Source organism: Alcaligenes sp. SMD-FA (assembly GCF_025960365.1).
In the GTDB taxonomy this organism is placed as follows: Bacteria; Pseudomonadota; Gammaproteobacteria; order Burkholderiales; family Burkholderiaceae_B; genus Alcaligenes; species Alcaligenes aquatilis.
In genome coordinates, this window is record NZ_CP110108.1 from 2,324,574 (window position 1) to 2,343,840 (window position 19,267).

Below are 19,267 nucleotides of genomic sequence, written 5' to 3' on the forward strand. Positions count from 1 at the left end.
CAGTCTGCCCCTTGTCAGCGAGCCAGAATATTCGCAAAAGCCGAGCCGGATGGGCTTGTCCTCTCGGTCCCTGTAATCAAACGTTCATATAAATACTACGAATTCCTATTTAAAGCACTGATTTATAACGACAGACATATCGAGAGTTCCGCCATCACGATTCCTCAATCCAATAACTAAAACTAGCAAAACTTTACGGAAAGACTGGATTGGATGTCTAACTCCTATCACAAACTTAAGTAGTTCTACATCACCTCTCTCTTCTTTCCTCAGCAGTCATCTTGCCCGCGACTCCCCGAACTTGCCATCCCAGGACATCGGCAGCCTGCATCACAACCTTGAACACTATTGTCTCGTTAGAGTCACCTGAGCCATCTAAAGGTCTGGCGTACTCGATTAACACTTGCTTCCCAAAACGAGAGCGCAGCGTAACAGGCTCAATTACATACACTGACACATCTAGTTCGGGTGTGCATAGAAACCCCTCACTGAAGACACTCAGAACTTGGCAGCCCTCCCCGGTAACCGCCAGACTTATATCTTGTAAGGCCCCAATTCCTAAAGCCTTAGCCACCCGATCCATCACAAAATTCGGATTATTCGAAAAAATAAGCAAGAAAAAGAATCCGACCGTACCCAGCGCACCTGAAACCTGAAGACGTGCTGTAAGCGTATTGCACGACGCCACTAGTCCCATACATACTGCCTGAGCAATTAGCCACACTCCGAACCCTGCCCACTGCGCTACATCCTCACTGCCTGGCTGGGCTCGATAAAGCTGTAAAAACACCATCGCGTTATAAGTCATAAGCACAACGCCAATGAATAATGCACCAGCCGACAAACCTAACTCTTTCCCAAATCCCTGATTTGATCTGGCCACCTTGAAACGCCAAGCCCCAAATAGCAAGCAAGAAACCGTCATAGCAATAAAGACGACAACAGAGACAATCCGAATTAGCCTCGGGGCCTCCCCGGGGATACTCAAAGCTGCATAGACAGCGCTAGCAGCAAAAAGCGCAACTAGCATTGATGTCTGACCACGTAGCTTTGCATCCCACTTCCCAAACCAGCTATACATGGCCCACCCACCAGCTGTGGTCAACATAAAGATCACGAAAATGAAAAACAGACTCACAAGTGACACGCTGGCTAACAGCGACACCGCTCCCGACAAATCCAGCTCAGGCAAGAAACCATTACTCAAGACAAAGGCTAACAGTACGAGTCCCCCCAAAATCAAAACAAGATTCCAGAGCAACGCCAATCCATTTACAGATTTCAGCGTCCTCCATACCGAAAATTCCGGCTTTACCTTTTCCATAGATCAATGCCCTCACCAAAGCGTGAATCAAAATCAAAATTAAGTGATAGGCAATCACGATGCCCACCATAAAAATCTTGTCCCCGCGAAGTAACGCCCAAATAAGCAGATACATCATAGAAGAAAGACCCATCGCCGCCGCTATTACTTAGCTTGCAACGTGGCCAACCCTAAAATCAGAAATGGTGGGAGGCTCGCAAGAGATGCCCTCATTGACCCTGTCTTGATAGCAAGTCTGTATGCAGTTGGCCCGTATCAGAGACCCATAAAAAAACCCGTCTGGAGACTGCTCTCCAGACGGGTTTATGACTAGCTAGTCAGACTTGGGTCAGACCAGACGCACGTCTATGCTGCCCAGACCGTCGATCGCCCCGTGCATCACATCGCCTCGTTCCACCGAGCCGACACCGGCTGGGGTTCCAGTGAAGATAATGTCACCAGGGACCAGCTCGAACAGACCCGACAGATAAGCGATGGACTCAGCCACATTCCAAATCAGCTGGTTCAAATCGCCGGTCTGACGACGCTCGCCGTTGACGTCCAGGGTGATCGCACCTTGGGATAGCTCACCAATACGGCTGCGTGGCACCAGAGGGCCGGTCGGTGCGGAATGGTCAAAAGCTTTGCCCACTTCCCAAGGACGACCGGCTTTTTTGGCTTGCGTCTGCAAATCTCGGCGGGTCATGTCCAGACCCACCGCGTATCCCCACACACATTCAGCAGCCTGCTCGACCGTAAGATCACGCCCGCCCTGGGACAAGGCAACGACGAGTTCGATCTCGTGGTGCAGATCCTGGGTGCGAGAGGGGTACGGCATGTCGCAAACTTGGCCGGGCAGCACATTCAAAATGGAGTCCGCCGGTTTGCAAAAGAAGAAAGGATCTTCTCGACCGGTAAAACCCATTTCCTGTGCGTGCTCGACGTAATTGCGGCCGACGCAATAAATGCGGCGCACAGGAAAAACCTGCTCACTGCCCTGTACGTTCAATGCCGCCATTGCCGGCGCGGGGATAACCGTGCTCATTTTGCCTGGCCGTCAGCAAAACGCTTGGCACCGTCTACCAGTTCTTTCTTGGCAGCTTCGATACCTTCCCAGCCCTTGACCTTGACCCATTTGCCTTTTTCGATGTCTTTGTAGTGCTCGAAAAAGTGCTTGATGCGCTCCAGCTCTTCAGGCTGCAGGTCTTCAGGCGATTTCACGTTGCGGTACAGGGGATACAGCTTGTCGGTAGGCACAGCCAGCAGTTTGGCATCGCCACCTGCCTCGTCGTCCATGTGCAGCACGCCAATAGGACGGCAAGGGATCACGGCACCGATCTGGATGGGGAAAGGAGCGATCACCAGCACGTCAACCGGGTCGCCATCGTCCGAAATGGTTTGCGGAACGTAGCCGTAGTTGCAAGGGTAGTGCATGGCGGTCAGCATGAAGCGATCCACAAAAACCACGCCGTTCTCGTCAACTTCATATTTGACGGGGTCCGAGTTCATGGGGATTTCGATGACTACGTTGATCTCGTCAGGCAGTTTTTTGCCAGCAGGTACTTGGGCGAGGCTCATTCGTGCAAACCTTTAAAAATAAAAGAGATTAATCATTGGAGCGTCGAGGACGGTCCGAAGTTTGAGAGAGATCGACCCCAGGAATGGGAGCCGTATCAAAGTAATCATCCAGATCCGAAGAGGAACTCACGCTATCTTGCGAAGGCGAAGCTGCAGGAGGCACGGGTTCGGCCACGACAGGCAAGGGACGACCTTGATCAGGCAGGTCCTCGGCCACGACGCTGGCGGCATAGGTGTAACGCGGCAGATCATCGTCATTTTGCGATGGCAAACTATCCGCATCAGTATGACTGGGGTCATGACGCGTATCAGCCGCTGGCAAGGCCGTGCTGACCGCCAGAATCGGCAAAGTACCGGCCATGGAAGCCGCCTTACGCCAGTAAGAAACGGCTTCATCGTGGCGACCCAGGCTGTCGTACAAGTTCCCCAGCAAGGCGTGATTGCGTAGATCACCCTGGATTTTCAGGCTGCGCAGCAGGTAGTGCTCGCCCTGCCCCCACAGTTGGCTGGTCAGGCAAAGGTGGCCCAAGGTGGATAGCAAGACCGGATTGTTGGGCTGGCTACGCAACCACTCTTCGGCCTTGGCCAAACGACGGCCCACATATTCAGGTGGGCACTGGGCGTAGGCTTCCAGAAGACGGCTGTCGAAACTAGCCGCAATGGCCGGTTCCAAAATACGGCCGGCCTCTTCGTAATTACCTTCACGCTCTTGAATCAGGGCGGCTTCCAGCGCTATGCCGGGCAAGACTTTCTCTTCGGATTTCAGGTCCGACCACAAGGCCTTGAACTGTTCAACACCGCCCGCGCGCAAACGAGCGGCAGCAGCAAATTCAATGCAATTGAGCGCCTCTTGACGCTCGATGCCACTGCGACGCACCAGCAAACGGGTCAATTCATACACGCGTTCGGCATTGCCTTGTTGACGATAGGCGCGCAATAGCAAGCGAGTGGCATGCAGATGGCGCGAACTGGCGTCCTGCAAACCCTGCAATAGCTCGATGGCTTCTTCTGTACGGTTCTGATCCAGGTACAGCTCGGCCGAGGCGACGGCACTGGCTTCTTTCAAACGCACATCATCGCCCGCAGCGGCACGAGCGGCCGCCAAAGCTTCATCACGTTGGGCAATCTGACCTTGATAATGTGCCGCACGTGCCGCTGCCAAACCTGCCACGACTTTGCTGGTCTGCGAGCGGGTTTTGCTCATCAGCTTCATCATGTCTTTCTCGGCCTGTTCGTAACGGCCTTCGAGAATGCTGATCCAGCCTGTTTCCAGCAAGGTTTGATCGCGGCGTTGAGCACGGCGGCCGCGCCACAGGCGAAAACGCTCTGGGCCATCACTGAACCACGCCAACAAGCGCAACAGCACATACAGGACGATGAATAGACCGAGCGTACACAGAACCACGTAGGTCAGCGACGCACGCGCCAGATAATGCGGTGTCACCAAGTAGACGTTACCAGCATGTTCACGCAAGACCAAGGCCAAGGCAACTGCGGCGACAAATAAGATGAGAGTCCAAAACCAAGTACGCATACCTTACCCCTGCGCCTGCGCGGGCTGTTCCGTCTCGGCTTGAGCAGGAGCGCCAGACTCAGCCTGCTCAGCAGCAGAAGCAGCAGGCTCCTCCTGCTTGGCTGGTTCTGTGGATTGAGAAGAGTCGGACGGGACGGGGCCGGTGTCGCCCTGCTCCGTCGTGGTGTCGTCGGTGTTGTTCTGACTACGACCAGCCTGGGCTTGACGCAGGCTTTCAATGGCTGCCAAGGTGTTATTCACGGTAGGCAAACGCGCACCGATGCGAGTGTCTTGCAATTGACGGGTCAGGCGCAAGGCTTGTTGAACCTGATTCGACTGGGTATCAAAGCGTTTTTCCAGGGCCGTCGCCACCGCATTGAGCTCGGTCTGCCAGACAGCAGACTGGTTCATCATCATGGCCAACTGTGCGGCCATAATGCGCAGACGCAGATTTTCACGTAGACGGGCGGCCTGATCGGGCGACATCAACAAAGCAGCGGCATCGTCTACACGACGAATGGAGACAAACTGCCCCAGATCGTGGCTGACAGAGCGCCACGCACTACTTCCCCACTGCTGCACCGTATTCCAGCTGCGTTCCCACCAAGGGGCATCCGCAGGCAACTCGGCAGACGCAACCGACTCGGACGACAAGTCCAGGGCTTCGGTGTTCGCACCGCCGGCAACATCATCGGGCACCAGCAAAGGAGCTTCCGATACGTAGCGCGACAAGGTGTCCAGTTGGCGGGACAAAGAGGCCACATCCACTGTGGCTGCCGCTCGAAGGCGTTCCAGATCGCCATTCAGGGTTTGTTGCAAGGAGGCCAGACCGACACGATTAGCACGCGCCAACTGCGCCTGGGCGGCTTCCAGAGAAACGATGGCGTTGGCTACATTGCCACCGAGCATCAGTTGTTGCTGCGCAATCGTGGCCAAGTGATCGACATCATTTAGCAGAACCAATTCCGAGCCGCTGTCTGTCATGGTCTGGAAGGCTTGACTCAGATCATGAAACTGTTCGGTGGAATCGTTAAAGGATTTCTCCAACTGGGCGAGCTTGTCAGATTGACGCTGTGCCAATGCCAGCGCCTGCTGCGCGGTTTGGCGCGCCTGCTCCGTGGTGTTGATATTGGTTGCCAGTTGGGCCTGCAGCTCGGCCTTGTGCTTTTCCAGCAATGAATTCTGGTACCAAAGACCGGCAGCAGCCAGCACCACAACAACAGCCGTCAAGGCATAAGCCGGACCTGCACCACTTTTACGCTGTTCAGGCGTGGTGGTGCTTTCTTTAGGATCGGAGTACGGACGAGAAGCCGGTGTACTGGCTGGGCTGGAAATCGGAGTCTCCGGTTCGCTTGCGGATGCGTTCTCTGTTTTATCGTTCATGGCAAGATTGTAATCCGTGTAAGGCTAATCGCGCGAGAGCACCGCCATCAAGGCAGCGACAATGTCATCATCGTCTGGCGTACACCTTTTTACCATTGGTGGCGCTGTGATTCCAGCCTGCCGCAATAAGGACTGTAAATGTTCCTCAATACGCGGATGAATGACCACATAGGCGCATCGCGCCCAAACGTCCATCAAACCCAGGCTTTGGACATTCGCAAATACCGCATCGGCACTTTGAGAGCTGCTAAGCAACACGGCCAGACGGCCTGCCTGCAAACTGGCACGAATTTGACGGCCCTGCTCCACGCTCCACTGAGCAGGACTACGCTGGTAAATGGCCAGACGCTGAACCTGAATACCGCGTTTCTCCAGTTGTTGCCCCAACCACTCACGGCCATTATGGCCACGCACAATCAGCACCCGCTCAAGTTGCGCGAGCCGGGGCTCCAGCACCGTCCACAGGGCCTCTGAATCCTGCAAGGAGTCAGCACTTTCAGGGTGTAGTACAGCTTCTGAACACACGCCCGGCTGGGTGCGTAGGCGGGTGGCGGTGGCCAAACCAACAGCGGCCAGCAATACGTTGTTAGGCCAGCTCCGGCCACGCGCCTGCAAGGCCGCAAAATAGAAATTAACGGCACTGCTGCTCACAAAGAGCACCAGATCAAAATCGTTGGGGTCTTGCCATTGTTCCTCAGACAGGTTTTGAGCCTGCAGGCTCAAGGCAGGTAAGACCAAGGAAGAAAAACCCTGCACAGCCAGGGCGGCCGACAGGGTTTCATTCCGTCCCGCAGGGCGGGTCAGCAAGACACAGGGCAGGTTCATGCCGCTTTACTCACCTTCTACGGGTAGTTCCGTAAGCAAGCGATCCAGAATGGCTTGGGCACCTTGCTGCTTCAGGTCGTCCGCCAGAGACAGACCCAGCTCTTCCGCATCTTTAGCTGCACCACTGATCTGGGCACGGTAAACCGTGGAACCATCAGGCTCGGCCACCAGGCCGCTTAGATTCAGTTCGTCACCATCCAGCGTGGCATAAGCGGCCAAAGGCACCTGACAGGAACCGCCCAAGGCGCGCGATACAGCCCGTTCGGCCAGCGCACACACATGGCTGGTGGAATGAGCCAAAGGCGCCAGCCAGTGGGCCACATCGGTACGGGTTTTCAGGATCTCGATGCCCAAAGCCCCCTGTCCGGCCGCCGGCAAGCTGTCTTCAATCGAAATGTAATCGCGGATACGTTCGGCTAACTCCAGACGGCGCAAACCAACCGAAGCCAGAATGATGGCGTCGTAATCGCCACGATCCAGCTTGGACAAACGTGTCTGGACATTGCCACGCAACGGACGGATGTCCAGGTGCGGGTAGCGTTCACGAATCTGAGACTCACGGCGCAAGCTGGAAGTCCCTACGATGGCACCAGCAGGTAAAGCCGCAAGATTGGCATAAGTATTGGAAACAAAAGCATCGCGTGGGTCGTCCCGTTCCATGATGATGGGCAGATCAAAGGACTCGGGCAATACCACTGGCACATCTTTCAAAGAGTGCACCGCCAGATGGGCACGGCCATCCAGCAAGGCGGTTTCCAGCTCTTTGACAAACAAACCCTTGCCGCCCACCTTGGACAACGTACGGTCCAGAATCTGATCGCCACGGGTCGTCATTTCGAGCAAGGACACCTTGCATTGCGGGTACAGCTGCTGCAAACGGTCGCGTACATGCTTGGCTTGCCACAAGGCCAGTTGACTGGCACGAGTGGCAATCACCAATTCCTGAGGAGTAGAAGCCACAACAATCACGCAGCGAAGTAGCGCACGATAGCGGCAGCAACAATACCGATAATGGCCAGGATACCTAAGCCTTGTAGCAGCGACAGACCGCTTTCCTGACCTTTGGCGTCAGAGGATTTAAAAATTGCCATAGAATTATGCTTCCTTGGTAGAACCTTTACGGTGCGCCAGCCACTTGCCCAGCGCCACCACTAATAAGGCACAAACAATCTCGACTCCGAGTTTAACAGGCTGGGGCTGCACGCCAAATTGATTTTCCACAATCTTGTCTGTGACCAGCATGCCGCCTGCAATCCAGCCTAACAAAGCACCACCCAGGGTCACCACGATAGGGAAACGGTCGATCAATTTCAGGACCAGAGTGCTGCCCCAGACAATAATGGGGACACTGAGCAATAAACCAAAGATCACATAGCCCAACTGGTGGTCCAGATGCGCGTTTTGCGCTGCACCGGCAATGGCAATCACGTTATCCAGGCTCATCACAAAGTCGGCGATGATAATGGTTTTAACGGCGGCCCAGATCGTGCCGCCCCCTTGGATATTGCCGTGCGCATCATCGTCGGGCATCAACAGCTTAATGCCGATCCACATGAGCAAAAGACCGCCCACCACTTTCAACAAGGGCAGGTCCAGCAAGGTCAGCGCAAAGAAGATCAGGATGACACGCAGAATAATCGCGCCTACAGTGCCCCACAAAATGCCTTGCATGCGCTGCTGCTGAGGCAGGTTGCGGCAGGCAAGCGCAATCACAACCGCATTGTCACCACCGAGCAGAATATCAATCAGTACAATTTGAAACAGTGAACCCCAATGCAGGGTTTGGAGAAATTCAATCATTTCGTTCCCGTGTCGCTAAACGTGAGCCCTCTTCCCAGACGCTGGACAACTTTTCTTTTTTTGTAGCCAGGCCGTTCCAAGACAACAACGCCCCTTAACGCAGCAAGCTAATCCTAGCCTATGCAAGATGGGGGCTTTTTCTTACTTGATTCGTTTGAGCATGATCAGGCTGGCCAGATTCGGGAAGGAATGCGCCCGGTTGTGGTGTTTTTCTTGACGAAACCGGCTGGCCAATCTTGCCCGGCTGCCTAAAGCAGCCAGACAACGAGCCCGCCGAAGCGGGCCCTGGTACGACTATTTACAGCACTGCCTTGAGCAGCTTACCCATTTCGGATGGGTTACGAGTGGTACGAATACCGCAGGCTTCCATCACTTCCAGCTTGGCATCGGCCGTGTCGGCACCGCCGGAGATCAGGGCACCAGCGTGACCCATACGTTTTCCGGGAGGCGCTGTCACACCAGCGATAAAGCCAACAACGGGCTTGGTCATATTGTCTTTAGCCCACAAAGCCGCGTTGACTTCGTCTGGACCGCCGATCTCGCCAATCATGATAACGGCATCGGTATCAGGATCGTCGTTGAACATCTTCAGTACGTCGATGTGCTTCAGACCGTTGATTGGGTCGCCACCGATACCCACAGCCGAGGATTGACCCAGGCCCAGTTCGGTTACTTGTGCAACGGCTTCGTATGTCAGCGTGCCGGAGCGGCTGACCACACCGATGCGGCCCTTGCGGTGAATGTGGCCGGGCATGATACCGATCTTCAGCTCGTCAGGAGTGATCAGACCGGGGCAGTTCGGGCCCAGCAGCAAGGTTTTGCGGTTTTCAGCGCGCATGCGGTTGCGAACTTCCAGCATGTCGCGAACAGGGATGCCTTCGGTAATGCAGATAACCAGGTCCAGGTCCGCTTCGACAGCTTCCCAGATGGCAGCAGCAGCGCCTGCGGGTGGAACGTAAATAACCGACACGGTCGCGCCAGTTTCAGCCTTGGCGTCGGACACGGAGGCGTAGATAGGTACACCTTCGAAATCCTCACCAGCACGCTTGGGGTTCACGCCAGCCACAAAGGCTTCCATGCCGTTACCGTATTCACGGCACATGCGGGTGTGGAACTGGCCGGTCTTGCCGGTGATCCCTTGCGTGATGACTTTGGTGTCTTTATTGATCAGAATCGACATTTGCTAATCCTCAACCTTTTCTTACTTGGCGGCAGCGACAACAGCAGTCGCCGCTTCGGCCATGGTGTCAGCACTGATGATGGGCAGACCGGAATCGGCCAGCATTTTCTTGCCCAGCTCTTCGTTGGTACCCTTCATGCGTACCACCAGAGGCACGTTCAGGTTGACGGCCTTGCACGCAGCGATCACGCCTTCAGCGATCACGTCGCAGCGCATGATGCCGCCGAAAATGTTAACCAGAATGGCTTTGACGCCCTTGTTGGCCAACATGATCTTGAAGGCTTCGGTCACTTTTTCGGCCGTAGCGCCACCGCCCACGTCCAGGAAGTTGGCAGGCTCGCCGCCAAACAGCTTGATGGTGTCCATGGTTGCCATAGCCAAACCAGCGCCGTTCACCAGGCAGCCGATATTGCCGTCCAACTGGATGTAGGCCAGATCGTATTTGCTGGCTTCAACTTCAGCAGGATCTTCTTCAGCCAGGTCACGGAAAGCCACGATATCGGGGTGACGGAACAAGGCGTTACCATCAAAGTTGAACTTGGCGTCCAAAGCGATGATGTCGCCCGAGCCGGTCAGGATCAGAGGGTTGATCTCGGCCAGTTCAGCGTCGGTTTCGGTGTAGCACTTGTACAGCTTCTGGAATTCAGCAACGGCTTTCTCGATGGAAGCGTCAGGAACGCCGATACCGCGAGCCAGCTTGGTAGCTTGCTCGTCGGTCAGGCCAACGGCAGGGTCCACGAATTCTTTCAGAATGGCGTCGGGGTCACGCTCGGCCACTTCTTCAATTTCCATGCCGCCTTCGCTGGAAGCCATCACGGCCACGCGCTGGGTAGCACGGTCGGTAACGATACCGACGTAGTATTCCTTCTTGATGTCCGCGCCTTCCTCGATCAGCAGGCGACCCACTTTCTGGCCTTCAGGACCAGTTTGGTGAGTGATCAACTGCATGCCCAGGATTTCCGAGGCCAGTTGACGCACTTCGTCTATCGAGCGAGCCAGCTTGACGCCACCGCCCTTGCCACGGCCACCGGCGTGAATCTGGGCTTTAACAACCCACACAGAGCCACCCAGCTCCTGCGCAGCTGCAACCGCTTCATCGACGGAGAAGGCAGGAATTCCGCGTGGCACGGCAACGCCAAACTGCTTAAGCAGTGCTTTGCCCTGATATTCGTGAATTTTCATGTGATACCTGTCAGTCTAAAAACACAATAAAAAAAGAAGGCAGGAACTCCAGGCCAGAGCCCGAGACCTGACTAAAACAAAAAACTAGTCCATCCCGTCGGTGACTTTGGGTCGATACCAGATGGGATAAAACTCCTCAACCACGGGACCGCTCAAACGCAAGGCATGACAGCCATCCAGGTGGAAAGGCTGCTTATCGGTGCGATAGATTTCTGATTCTCCACTGCTGCGACGTCGCCCGGCCATGGTCTGTACCGCAGTAGTTGGCAAAACCTGCGCCAACTCGCTCATGTGCGTACAGCCAGCCGAGCGCCCAAAGCGCTCTTTGACACCCTGACGAAACTGCTTGAGCAAATTCAGGCCTACCAATTTCCGGTAGGCGTGCGAAATGGACGAGCAGTTGTCCTGATAAGGGGCCGCATCGTAGACCGCCACCGCATCCACAATCTCGAAGCTGCTATCGATGGTGATACGCAGATGCATTAAATGCACGGGATCGCCTGCCTTGTGGGTTTGGCCATTGCGTATGGGAAAGTCGTAGGACTTCACATCCAGCAGCGAGGCCTCCAGATCCCAGAGGCCATCTTCCCGTGCAAACGACTGTACCGTGATGGTACGGGTATGCATTGGTTCACGGGCAATGGACGGCGGGGGCAAAGGCATTGATATGGACGAGGCGGCAAGATTGAAACCGATCAAGTATAACGCACCTCGTATGTTCCGTATCAGCCACTTACATAATCAGCAAGCACATCCAAAGCGGGCCAAACACAGGGTCTACGCGGCATCGATACTACGGTATACCAAATTTGCATGAAAAAAACGACCACCCGGCGGGAGGTCGCTTTTTCATGCTAGGAAAATCCGGCAACAAGGTGGGACGTGCGATGGCCTGACATTCCATTCAGGCGGTTTATTTCATGCCTGCACTAAATCAGGCAGCAGCCCGCAATGCTTTGGCCGCATCCACCATGGCCTGCAAGGAAGCTGCCGTTTCAGCCCAGCCCCGCGTCTTCAAACCGCAATCCGGATTCACCCACAAACGGTCGGCAGGCAGGCGCTTGGCGGCCTCCCCCAGCAATCGGACCATCCAGCCCTTGTCAGGCACATTAGGCGAGTGAATGTCGTAAACACCCGGGCCGATGTGGTTGGGATACTCAAAGCTCTCGAAGGCATCCAACAAGAGCATGTTGGAGCGTGAGGTTTCGATCGTAATCACATCTGCGTCCATATCGGCAATGGACGGCATAATGTCGTTGAACTCCGAATAGCACATATGGGTATGGATCTGGGTTTCGTCGGACACGGCGCTGGTGGACAGGCGAAAGCAATCCACTGCCCAGTCCAGATACGCCTGCCAATCCCCATGACGTAGCGGCAAACCTTCACGAAAGGCCGGCTCATCGAGCTGGATGACACGAATACCCGCCTGCTCCAGATCCAAGACCTCATCGCGCAGGGCTAACGCCAATTGACGGCAGGTATCGGCGCGCGGCTGATCGTCACGAACAAAGGACCACTGCAACATCGTCACCGGGCCGGTCAGCATGCCTTTGACGGGACGCTCGGTCAAAGACTGGGCATAAGAGGACCAAGCCACGCTCATCGGTGCCAAACGCAACACATCACCAAAGATAATTGGCGGCTTGACGCAACGCGAACCGTAGCTTTGCACCCAACCATTTTGCGTAAAAGCAAAACCACCCAACAACTCCCCAAAATACTCCACCATATCGTTGCGCTCGGCCTCGCCATGCACCAAAACATCCAGCCCAACGCGTTCCTGAAAACGGATGACTTGCTCGATTTCAGCCTGCATGGCTTTTTCATAAGCCGCATCACTGAGCGCACCGCCACGCCAATCGCGTCGAGCCGTACGAATTTCAGTGGTCTGAGGGAAGGAACCAATAGTGGTGGTGGGATAGGCGGGCAAATTCAGCTTGTTGCGCTGAGCTTCAATACGTTGAGCAAATGGAGTTCGTTGACGCTTGAACTGGTTAATTTTGGCCATCTGGGCTTGTACCGCAGGATTGTGCGTACGCTTGGACTCACGGCGCGTTTTCAAAGCAGCTTGTTGAGCTTGAACCGCCTGCTGCCCCGCTTCATCCAAGGTACCATCCAGCAACCCTTGCAACAGCTTGAGTTCATCAAGTTTCTGCACCGCAAAGGATAGCCAGCTCTTTAGTTCAGCATCCAGGCCTGTTTCACTCTGTACGTCCACGGGCACATGCAAAAGCGAGCAGGAGGGTGCTATCCACAGTCGCTCACCCAAGGCCGCTTTCAAGGGTTCCAGAGTTTGAAGTGTTTTTTCCAGATCAGTACGCCAAATATCGCGCCCCGAGATGACGCCGGCAGACAGCACCTGGTCTTGCCCCAATACCGCTTGCACCGCCTGTAAAGCAGCCGGTGCGCACACAGCGTCCACATGCACGCCCGCAATGGGCAAGTCTTTCAAGACCGTGACATTTTCGTGCAGATCATCAAAATAGGTCGCCAGCAGCAGCTTCAAACCGGATTGGTTCAGGCTTTGATAGACACAACGGAAGGCGTCCTGCCACTCTTGAGGCAAATCCAGAACCAGAACAGGTTCATCAATCTGTACCCATTCCACACCCTGGGCTTTGAAACGAGCCAGCACTTGCTCATAAACTGGTAACAAGGCGTCCAGCAAAGCGAGCTTGCCCACATCGGCCAAGCCCTCATACGCATCTCCCTTACCCAGCCACAACCATGTCAAGGGACCAGGAATCACGGGCTTGACCTTGTACCCCAGAGCCTTGGCCTCCTCAATCTGCTCAAACAAGAACTCACGGGCTATCCGAAAACCTTGACCTGGTGCGAGCTCGGGGACGATGTAGTGGTAATTCGTATTGAACCATTTGGTTATTTCACAAGCGGCGACAGCCCTACCGCTAGGCGCACGGCCACGCGCCATGCGAAACAAAATATCCAAAGACACGGGGGCATTTTCAGCCTGGCCGAAACGGGCGGGAACTGCCCCCAGCAAGGTGCTCCACTCCAAAATCTGGTCATACCAGGCAAAATCACCCACAGGCACGGTGTCCAGGCCTGCCTTGCTTTGCAAATCCCAATGCCGAGCACGCAAGGCCTTGCCTGTATCCAAGAGCTCTTGCTGGCTTACCTGGCTGGCCCAATAGGCTTCCAAAGCGCGCTTTAATTCGCGTTGTATCCCCATACGGGGAAAACCCAGATTATGAATAACAGTCATAGTAAACCCATAAATTAGAAATAAGAGGCCCGCATCAGGCGCTCGAAAACTATTGTGCCTGTATACTTACTTGAAAAAAAATCAAATAAACCATGCTAATTATGAGTTTCTCTCAACATGCTTGAAATTCGTCATCTCGAGACCCTAACCGCCATTCGTGACAGCGGCAGCTTGCAGGAAGCCGCCGAGCGTCTACATGTCACACAGTCCGCCCTCTCGCACCAACTGCGAGATCTGGAGGTGCGACTTCAAGTGCAATTACTGAACCGGCGTACCCGCCCTGCCCGCCTGACCACGGCTGCCTTACGCATCCTGGTTCTGGCCGATGACATCTTGCCGCGTGTACGTGCTACCGAACGTGATCTGCAACGGCTTGCCGCCGGACGTACGGGGCGCCTGCATGTGGCGATTGATTGCCATTCCTGCTTTCAATGGTTGATGCCCGCGCTGGACGCATTCAGGCAGCAATGGCCTGATGTCACGCTGGACTTGAGTGCGGCGTTTTCTTTTGCGCCCTTGCCCGCCTTGATGCGGGGGGATCTGGATGTAGTGATTACCTCAGACCCGCAAGACAATCCGGCCGTCCATTACGAGCCCCTGTTTCGCTACGAATTGGTGCTGGCCGTATCCAACCAACATCCTTTGTCACAGTACCGCTATGTAGAGCCTTTCCAACTGACGGATCAAGTCCTGATTACCTACCCGGTAGAACGCAATCGTCTGGATATTTTCACGCAGTTCCTGACACCAGCCGATGTGGAGCCTGCCGCTGTTCGACAGGCCGAACTGACGCCCATGATCGTGCAACTGGTCGCTAGCCAACGCGGCGTGACGGCTTTGCCGAACTGGGCTTTGACGGAGTTTCTGAACCCGGCTTCGATTCGTACCTGCCGTTTGGGCGAGCACGGTATCTGGCGTACGCTTTACGCCGCAGTGCGCAGCGAGGACTTACAGGCGGATTATGTACAGGCCTTTTTGGCGCAAGCACGCGAGACCTGCTTCAAAAGCCTACAAGGCATTGTGGCCGCGCAACCTTGAACTATTTAACGGTGGCATAGCAAAACACCTGAACCGCTATATAGATAAAGGGGACGTATTAACGAGCGTACTCCACACTTGGGCACACGTACGTTTTTTATGGCCGCAGCATACAGCCTAGAGGTGCCGCAAAGCATTGCCGATGAAGGGGCGCACTCAAGCCGGATCGTCTTCCCAATCACCCAATATTTGCTGCAAGATACGACCCGAGAAGCCGCGGCTGGCCATGAAGCGATATTGTTTGGCGTAACTGCGAGGATCATCTGGCGGCGCACTGAATTTCTTGCCCCACACTTGCTTGGCCCGTTCCAGCTCGGTCGCCATCAATTCTTCTTTGATGATCTCGGTCTGTTCTACATCCACGCCATGCTGGCGCAGTTCTTGCAGAATGACCCGGGTGCCCACACGCGAAGCACGGCGGTTCACGACACTATGCGCAAAGCGCTCGTTGGACAGCCATTTCTGCTCGACCAAGGCGTCGAGCAAGGCTTCCACTTCTTCAGCACTTTCTGCATGAGGGGCCAGTCGGCGGCCCAATTCCAGGCGCGAGTATTCGCGTCGGGATAAAAAATTCAAGGCTCTGGCTTTAAGAGACAACCCCGGCCGTTTGGACGAGGCTTTATTTTCCGAAGCCGGCGCAGTATCACCCGAACGATTTTCTACATTTCTGCCCGCCCGTGTGGGTCGGGCAGAAAGCGCAGCAATGCGCTCCCTTTGAGCTTGTTTACGTTCCCGGATTTCTTCCGGGTCTGTCTCAAAGGGTTCATCATCGAACTCTGGGGGGAAAATCAGACTTCTCCCTGGGCCGGATCAACCACAGGGGCCGTAACTGGGCGGCTGGTTGCGGCGCCCATCAAGACAACGCCCAATTTTTCACGCACTTTATTTTCGATTTCACGGGCCAGTTCGGGGCGCTCTTTCAGGAATTCACGCACATTGTCCTTACCTTGGCCAATGCGGTTGCCGTCGTAGCTGTACCAAGCGCCCGCCTTATCGACCACGCCCGTTTGCACACCCAGATCGATAATCTCGCCTTCACGAGAAATACCGCTGCCGTACATGATGTCAAATTCGGTTTGCTTGAAAGGCGGTGCAACTTTGTTCTTGACCACTTTAACTCGGGTTTCGTTACCCACCATTTCGTCGCCACGTTTAATGGAACCGATACGGCGAATGTCCAGACGCACGGAAGAATAAAACTTCAGTGCGTTACCACCCGTGGTGGTTTCAGGGTTGCCGAACATGACACCAATCTTCATACGAATCTGGTTAATGAAGATCACCATACAATTGGCGCGCTTGATGGTTGCCGTCAATTTACGCAAGGCCTGGCTCATCAGGCGGGCTTGCAGACCGGGCAGGGAATCGCCCATATCGCCTTCGATTTCAGCCTTGGGAGTCAGGGCCGCCACTGAGTCGATAACGATCAGATCAACCGAACCCGAACGCACCAGGGCTTCAGTAATCTCCAGGGCCTGTTCGCCGGTATCGGGCTGAGAGATCAGCAGATCGCCCAGGTTCACGCCCAGCTTTTGCGCGTACTGCACATCCAGTGCGTGCTCGGCATCAATAAAGGCACACGTGCCTTTAAGTTTTTGCATTTCTGCAATGACTTGCAGAGTCAACGTGGTTTTACCCGAGGATTCCGGGCCGTAAATCTCAATAACTCGACCGCGTGGCAGGCCACCGACGCCCAAAGCAATGTCCAGACCCAGCGAACCCGTAGAGACCACCTGGATGTCATGCTCGACGTTGTCGTCGCCATAACGCATGATCGAGCCCTTGCCGAACTGCTTTTCGATTTGCGACAGAGCGGCGGCCAGCGCTTTGGAACGTTCCGAGGCCACTGCTTTACTGTTTTTATCGTCCATGAAAAATCCTTGACTGTGGAATGGCGCCCCAACGGACGGGCACGGCAATTAAAAATCAAACCTAATTATTGCATCAAATTATACTGTATATATACACAGATATTCAAATATATTCACCAAGCGCCATCGTTATCCCCTACTGACCGGCCTGTCGAGCTTATGCAACAATGCCGAACAGCCATTCAATCATTTGTTTGTGTAGGGTCATGCGCATACTCATAGCCGAAGACGACAGTATTCTCGCGGATGGACTTTCTCGTTCCTTACGCTACGAAGGCTATGCGGTCGATGTCGTGCACGATGGCGATAGCGCAGACTCCGCCTTGCAGTTGCAAAGCTTCGACCTTCTGATCCTGGATCTGGATCTGCCCAAAAAAAACGGCCTGTCGGTGCTGCAGTCAATCCGCCAGCGCCAGGACACCTTGCCCGTTCTGATTCTGACCGCCAGCGACACCGTAGAACAGCGCGTACGCGGCCTGGACCTGGGCGCGGACGACTATATGTCCAAACCCTTTGCCCTGACCGAGCTCGAAGCCCGTGTACGTGCCTTGACGCGTCGCAGCACGGGCACCAGCAGCGCTTTGCTGCATCACAAGCGGCTGAGCTTCGATCTGAAAGGGCGTATGGCTTATATAGATAATCAGCCTTTGGAGCTGTCGGCACGCGAAACCAGTTTGCTGGAGATTTTCCTGTCACGCAGCGGTCGCATGATCAGCAAGAACCAGTTTGTGGACCTGCTCTGCGAGTGGGGCGAGGAAGTCACCCCGAATGCCATCGAGGTCTACATCCACCGCCTGCGCAAAAAGTTGGAGCCTAGTGGTGTACGCATCCTGACTGTGCGGGGTTTGGGATACTGTCTGGAACCAGAAAAACTGCGAGAAGACGCTCCAGCCTAAGGGATCGTCCATGCAGCACGCCAGCCCGCCCCAAAAAAATACCGACGCACGCGCAAAAGACAAGCGCGTGGCTCCGCGCCCGCTCATCCACAAGATCATGATCTGGATTTTCGGGCCTTTGTTCTTGCTGTGGACAGTGGGCATTGTCATTACTTATTTCATCGCCCAGCACATTGCCAACTCACCCTATGACCGCACCTTGCGCGATCACCTGGACTTGCTGCGAGTAGAAATCAGCCGTCAGGACCTGAGCCAAGCCATTCATTTGTCACATGGCGCGCAGACGATTTTGCGGCAGGAAAGCCCGACACCCACGTTATGGCAAATCCGCGATGCCAATGGCCAGCCGCTCGCTGGGAATGCCAGTTTGCCGGTTCCCGATAGCTGGAGCTATGACACCGACTTGCTGCGCTACCGAGACGTCACTCTGAACGATCAAAGTCTGCGACTGGCCTATGTCTGGGGCGGCAAGGACAAGAACAACACGCCCTTTCTGGCGGTTGCCGCCGAAACCAATGAACATAGAGCGGTTCTACACAGAGAAATTCTGATCGGGATGCTGACACCGCAATTTATTCTGGTGCCGCTGGCAGCCATGCTGGCGGGCCTGGGACTCACTCATGGCCTGGAGCCGCTGAACCTGCTGCAAGCGCGCTTGCGCGCCCGTGCGCCGGGCGATTTGTCACCCGTGGATCAGGAACAAGCGCCTGCCGAAATCGTGCCACTGATTGATGCCATGAATGGGCTACTGGCCCAGCAAGCACAGTTTTCAGCAACTCAACGCCAGTTTGTCGCCAATGCTGCTCATCAACTGAAAACTCCGCTTGCCGGGATACGCACCCAGGCCGAACTGGCCTTGCGCGAACGTGACCCAAAGCAGACCGAAGCCAGCCTGCAACAACTGGTACGCGGCACCGACCGCGCCACGCGTCTGGTTACCCAAATGCTGGCCTTGGCGCGCGCCGAGAGCAGCGACACCCTGTACGCCTCCACCCAGCAAACCCTGGACCTGAATACGCTAACCGAATTGCACGTAGGCCAACGTGTACCCGATGCCCTAGAGCTTGGACTGGACCTGGGCCTGGAAAACCATACCAAAGCCATCCTTTTGCAAGCCGATCCGGTCCTGCTCGATGAACTGATCAACAATCTGCTGGACAACGCCCTGATCTACACCCCGAAGGGCGGGTGGGTCACCATGCGTACCGGCCAGGCCCCAGGCAAAGCGTGGCTGGAAATTGAGGACAACGGACCCGGCATTCCCACTGAACATCAAGCACGGATTTTTGATCGTTTTTATCGCATCATGGGCAACCAGGCGGACGGTAGTGGTCTGGGGCTGGCCATTGTGCGGGAAATCGCCGAGATTCACGGCGCCTCTATCGACTTTATGCCACTGACTGGGGGCCAGGAAAGTGGCCTGCGCTTGCGAGTCAGTTTCCCACTGTCTTTGCCTTGGAGAGCCTGAA

The 19,267-nt window shown here is 55.1% G+C and carries 18 protein-coding genes; 3 read left to right on the forward strand and 15 right to left on the reverse strand.

The genetic code is table 11. The annotated features are described in order from the left end of the window. Window positions 1-250 precede the first annotated feature (250 nt). From OKX01_RS10750 to metE, 13 genes are all read right to left on the reverse strand, one after another. Window positions 251-1,324 carry a hypothetical protein gene (locus tag OKX01_RS10750; RefSeq protein WP_264671729.1) on the reverse strand — a complete coding sequence of 358 codons (1,074 nt, stop codon included), beginning with the start codon at window positions 1,322-1,324 and terminating at the stop codon, window positions 251-253. A gap of 328 nt (window positions 1,325-1,652) precedes the next feature. Beyond that, window positions 1,653-2,348, reverse strand: a complete 696-nt coding sequence (locus tag OKX01_RS10755) for a fumarylacetoacetate hydrolase family protein (protein WP_094196952.1) — start codon at window positions 2,346-2,348, stop codon at window positions 1,653-1,655. Continuing rightward, on the reverse strand, window positions 2,345-2,881 hold the full coding sequence (gene ppa / locus OKX01_RS10760; protein ID WP_094196953.1) for an inorganic diphosphatase: 537 nt from the start codon (window positions 2,879-2,881) through the stop codon (window positions 2,345-2,347). Before ppa ends, OKX01_RS10755 begins: the two co-directional genes overlap by 4 nt. A gap of 28 nt (window positions 2,882-2,909) precedes the next feature. After that, window positions 2,910-4,415, reverse strand: coding sequence for a heme biosynthesis HemY N-terminal domain-containing protein (locus OKX01_RS10765; RefSeq protein WP_094196954.1), 1,506 nt, complete (start codon window positions 4,413-4,415; stop codon window positions 2,910-2,912). 3 nt (window positions 4,416-4,418) lie between these two features. After that, complete coding sequence (locus OKX01_RS10770; protein WP_264671730.1) at window positions 4,419-5,777, reverse strand: uroporphyrinogen-III C-methyltransferase; 1,359 nt, start codon at window positions 5,775-5,777, stop codon at window positions 4,419-4,421. 24 nt (window positions 5,778-5,801) lie between these two features. Then, a complete protein-coding gene (locus OKX01_RS10775) occupies window positions 5,802-6,602 on the reverse strand; it encodes a uroporphyrinogen-III synthase (protein ID WP_094196956.1) in 801 nt (266 codons plus the stop codon). A gap of 6 nt (window positions 6,603-6,608) precedes the next feature. After that, window positions 6,609-7,571, reverse strand: a complete 963-nt coding sequence (hemC, locus tag OKX01_RS10780) for a hydroxymethylbilane synthase (RefSeq protein ID WP_094196957.1) — start codon at window positions 7,569-7,571, stop codon at window positions 6,609-6,611. After that, a complete protein-coding gene (locus tag OKX01_RS10785; protein ID WP_003799533.1) occupies window positions 7,568-7,693 on the reverse strand; it encodes a hypothetical protein in 126 nt (41 codons plus the stop codon). Before OKX01_RS10785 ends, hemC begins: the two co-directional genes overlap by 4 nt. 4 nt (window positions 7,694-7,697) lie before the next feature. Next, complete coding sequence (locus OKX01_RS10790) at window positions 7,698-8,402, reverse strand: TerC family protein (RefSeq protein WP_094196958.1); 705 nt, start codon at window positions 8,400-8,402, stop codon at window positions 7,698-7,700. A gap of 298 nt (window positions 8,403-8,700) precedes the next feature. Continuing rightward, entirely contained in the window at window positions 8,701-9,582 is an 882-nt protein-coding gene (gene sucD / locus OKX01_RS10795; RefSeq protein WP_094196959.1) for a succinate--CoA ligase subunit alpha, read from the reverse strand. 21 nt (window positions 9,583-9,603) lie between these two features. Beyond that, window positions 9,604-10,764, reverse strand: a complete 1,161-nt coding sequence (sucC, locus tag OKX01_RS10800) for an ADP-forming succinate--CoA ligase subunit beta (protein WP_094196960.1) — start codon at window positions 10,762-10,764, stop codon at window positions 9,604-9,606. An 84-nt stretch (window positions 10,765-10,848) separates the two neighbouring features. Continuing rightward, window positions 10,849-11,427 carry a DUF2889 domain-containing protein gene (locus tag OKX01_RS10805; protein WP_230017903.1) on the reverse strand — a complete coding sequence of 193 codons (579 nt, stop codon included), beginning with the start codon at window positions 11,425-11,427 and terminating at the stop codon, window positions 10,849-10,851. A 271-nt stretch (window positions 11,428-11,698) separates the two neighbouring features. Next, on the reverse strand, window positions 11,699-13,993 hold the full coding sequence (gene metE, locus OKX01_RS10810) for a 5-methyltetrahydropteroyltriglutamate--homocysteine S-methyltransferase (RefSeq protein ID WP_264671731.1): 2,295 nt from the start codon (window positions 13,991-13,993) through the stop codon (window positions 11,699-11,701). A gap of 117 nt (window positions 13,994-14,110) precedes the next feature. Here metE and OKX01_RS10815 point away from each other — a divergent pair, with 117 nt between their 5' ends. After that, window positions 14,111-15,031: a LysR family transcriptional regulator gene (locus tag OKX01_RS10815; protein ID WP_121739037.1), complete on the forward strand. Its 921-nt coding sequence runs from the start codon at window positions 14,111-14,113 to the stop codon at window positions 15,029-15,031. 156 nt (window positions 15,032-15,187) lie between these two features. On the opposite strand, the gene recX is transcribed toward OKX01_RS10815, so the two are convergent. Then, on the reverse strand, window positions 15,188-15,736 hold the full coding sequence (gene recX / locus OKX01_RS10820) for a recombination regulator RecX (RefSeq protein ID WP_257504848.1): 549 nt from the start codon (window positions 15,734-15,736) through the stop codon (window positions 15,188-15,190). Window positions 15,737-15,819: 83 nt separating this feature from the next. Next, window positions 15,820-16,902 carry a recombinase RecA gene (gene recA / locus OKX01_RS10825; RefSeq protein WP_230017900.1) on the reverse strand — a complete coding sequence of 361 codons (1,083 nt, stop codon included), beginning with the start codon at window positions 16,900-16,902 and terminating at the stop codon, window positions 15,820-15,822. A 206-nt stretch (window positions 16,903-17,108) separates the two neighbouring features. Between recA and OKX01_RS10830 the strand changes: the two genes are divergently transcribed. Next, on the forward strand, window positions 17,109-17,798 hold the full coding sequence (locus OKX01_RS10830) for a response regulator transcription factor (protein ID WP_094196964.1): 690 nt from the start codon (window positions 17,109-17,111) through the stop codon (window positions 17,796-17,798). 10 nt (window positions 17,799-17,808) lie between these two features. Next, complete coding sequence (locus OKX01_RS10835) at window positions 17,809-19,266, forward strand: sensor histidine kinase (RefSeq protein ID WP_264671732.1); 1,458 nt, start codon at window positions 17,809-17,811, stop codon at window positions 19,264-19,266. The last annotated feature ends 1 nt before the right edge of the window (window position 19,267 follow it).

Coding starts and splice junctions, on each gene's coding strand:
- OKX01_RS10750 (WP_264671729.1), bottom strand. CDS start 1,324: ATGGAAAAGGTAAAGCCGGAATTTTCGGTATGGAGGACGCTGAAATCT.
- OKX01_RS10755 (WP_094196952.1), bottom strand. CDS start 2,348: ATGAGCACGGTTATCCCCGCGCCGGCAATGGCGGCATTGAACGTACAG.
- ppa (WP_094196953.1), bottom strand. CDS start 2,881: ATGAGCCTCGCCCAAGTACCTGCTGGCAAAAAACTGCCTGACGAGATC.
- OKX01_RS10765 (WP_094196954.1), bottom strand. CDS start 4,415: ATGCGTACTTGGTTTTGGACTCTCATCTTATTTGTCGCCGCAGTTGCC.
- OKX01_RS10770 (WP_264671730.1), bottom strand. CDS start 5,777: ATGAACGATAAAACAGAGAACGCATCCGCAAGCGAACCGGAGACTCCG.
- OKX01_RS10775 (WP_094196956.1), bottom strand. CDS start 6,602: ATGAACCTGCCCTGTGTCTTGCTGACCCGCCCTGCGGGACGGAATGAA.
- OKX01_RS10785 (WP_003799533.1), bottom strand. CDS start 7,693: ATGGCAATTTTTAAATCCTCTGACGCCAAAGGTCAGGAAAGCGGTCTG.
- OKX01_RS10790 (WP_094196958.1), bottom strand. CDS start 8,402: ATGATTGAATTTCTCCAAACCCTGCATTGGGGTTCACTGTTTCAAATT.
- sucD (WP_094196959.1), bottom strand. CDS start 9,582: ATGTCGATTCTGATCAATAAAGACACCAAAGTCATCACGCAAGGGATC.
- sucC (WP_094196960.1), bottom strand. CDS start 10,764: ATGAAAATTCACGAATATCAGGGCAAAGCACTGCTTAAGCAGTTTGGC.
- OKX01_RS10805 (WP_230017903.1), bottom strand. CDS start 11,427: ATGCCTTTGCCCCCGCCGTCCATTGCCCGTGAACCAATGCATACCCGT.
- metE (WP_264671731.1), bottom strand. CDS start 13,993: ATGACTGTTATTCATAATCTGGGTTTTCCCCGTATGGGGATACAACGC.
- OKX01_RS10815 (WP_121739037.1), top strand. CDS start 14,111: ATGCTTGAAATTCGTCATCTCGAGACCCTAACCGCCATTCGTGACAGC.
- recA (WP_230017900.1), bottom strand. CDS start 16,902: ATGGACGATAAAAACAGTAAAGCAGTGGCCTCGGAACGTTCCAAAGCG.
- OKX01_RS10830 (WP_094196964.1), top strand. CDS start 17,109: ATGCGCATACTCATAGCCGAAGACGACAGTATTCTCGCGGATGGACTT.
- OKX01_RS10835 (WP_264671732.1), top strand. CDS start 17,809: ATGCAGCACGCCAGCCCGCCCCAAAAAAATACCGACGCACGCGCAAAA.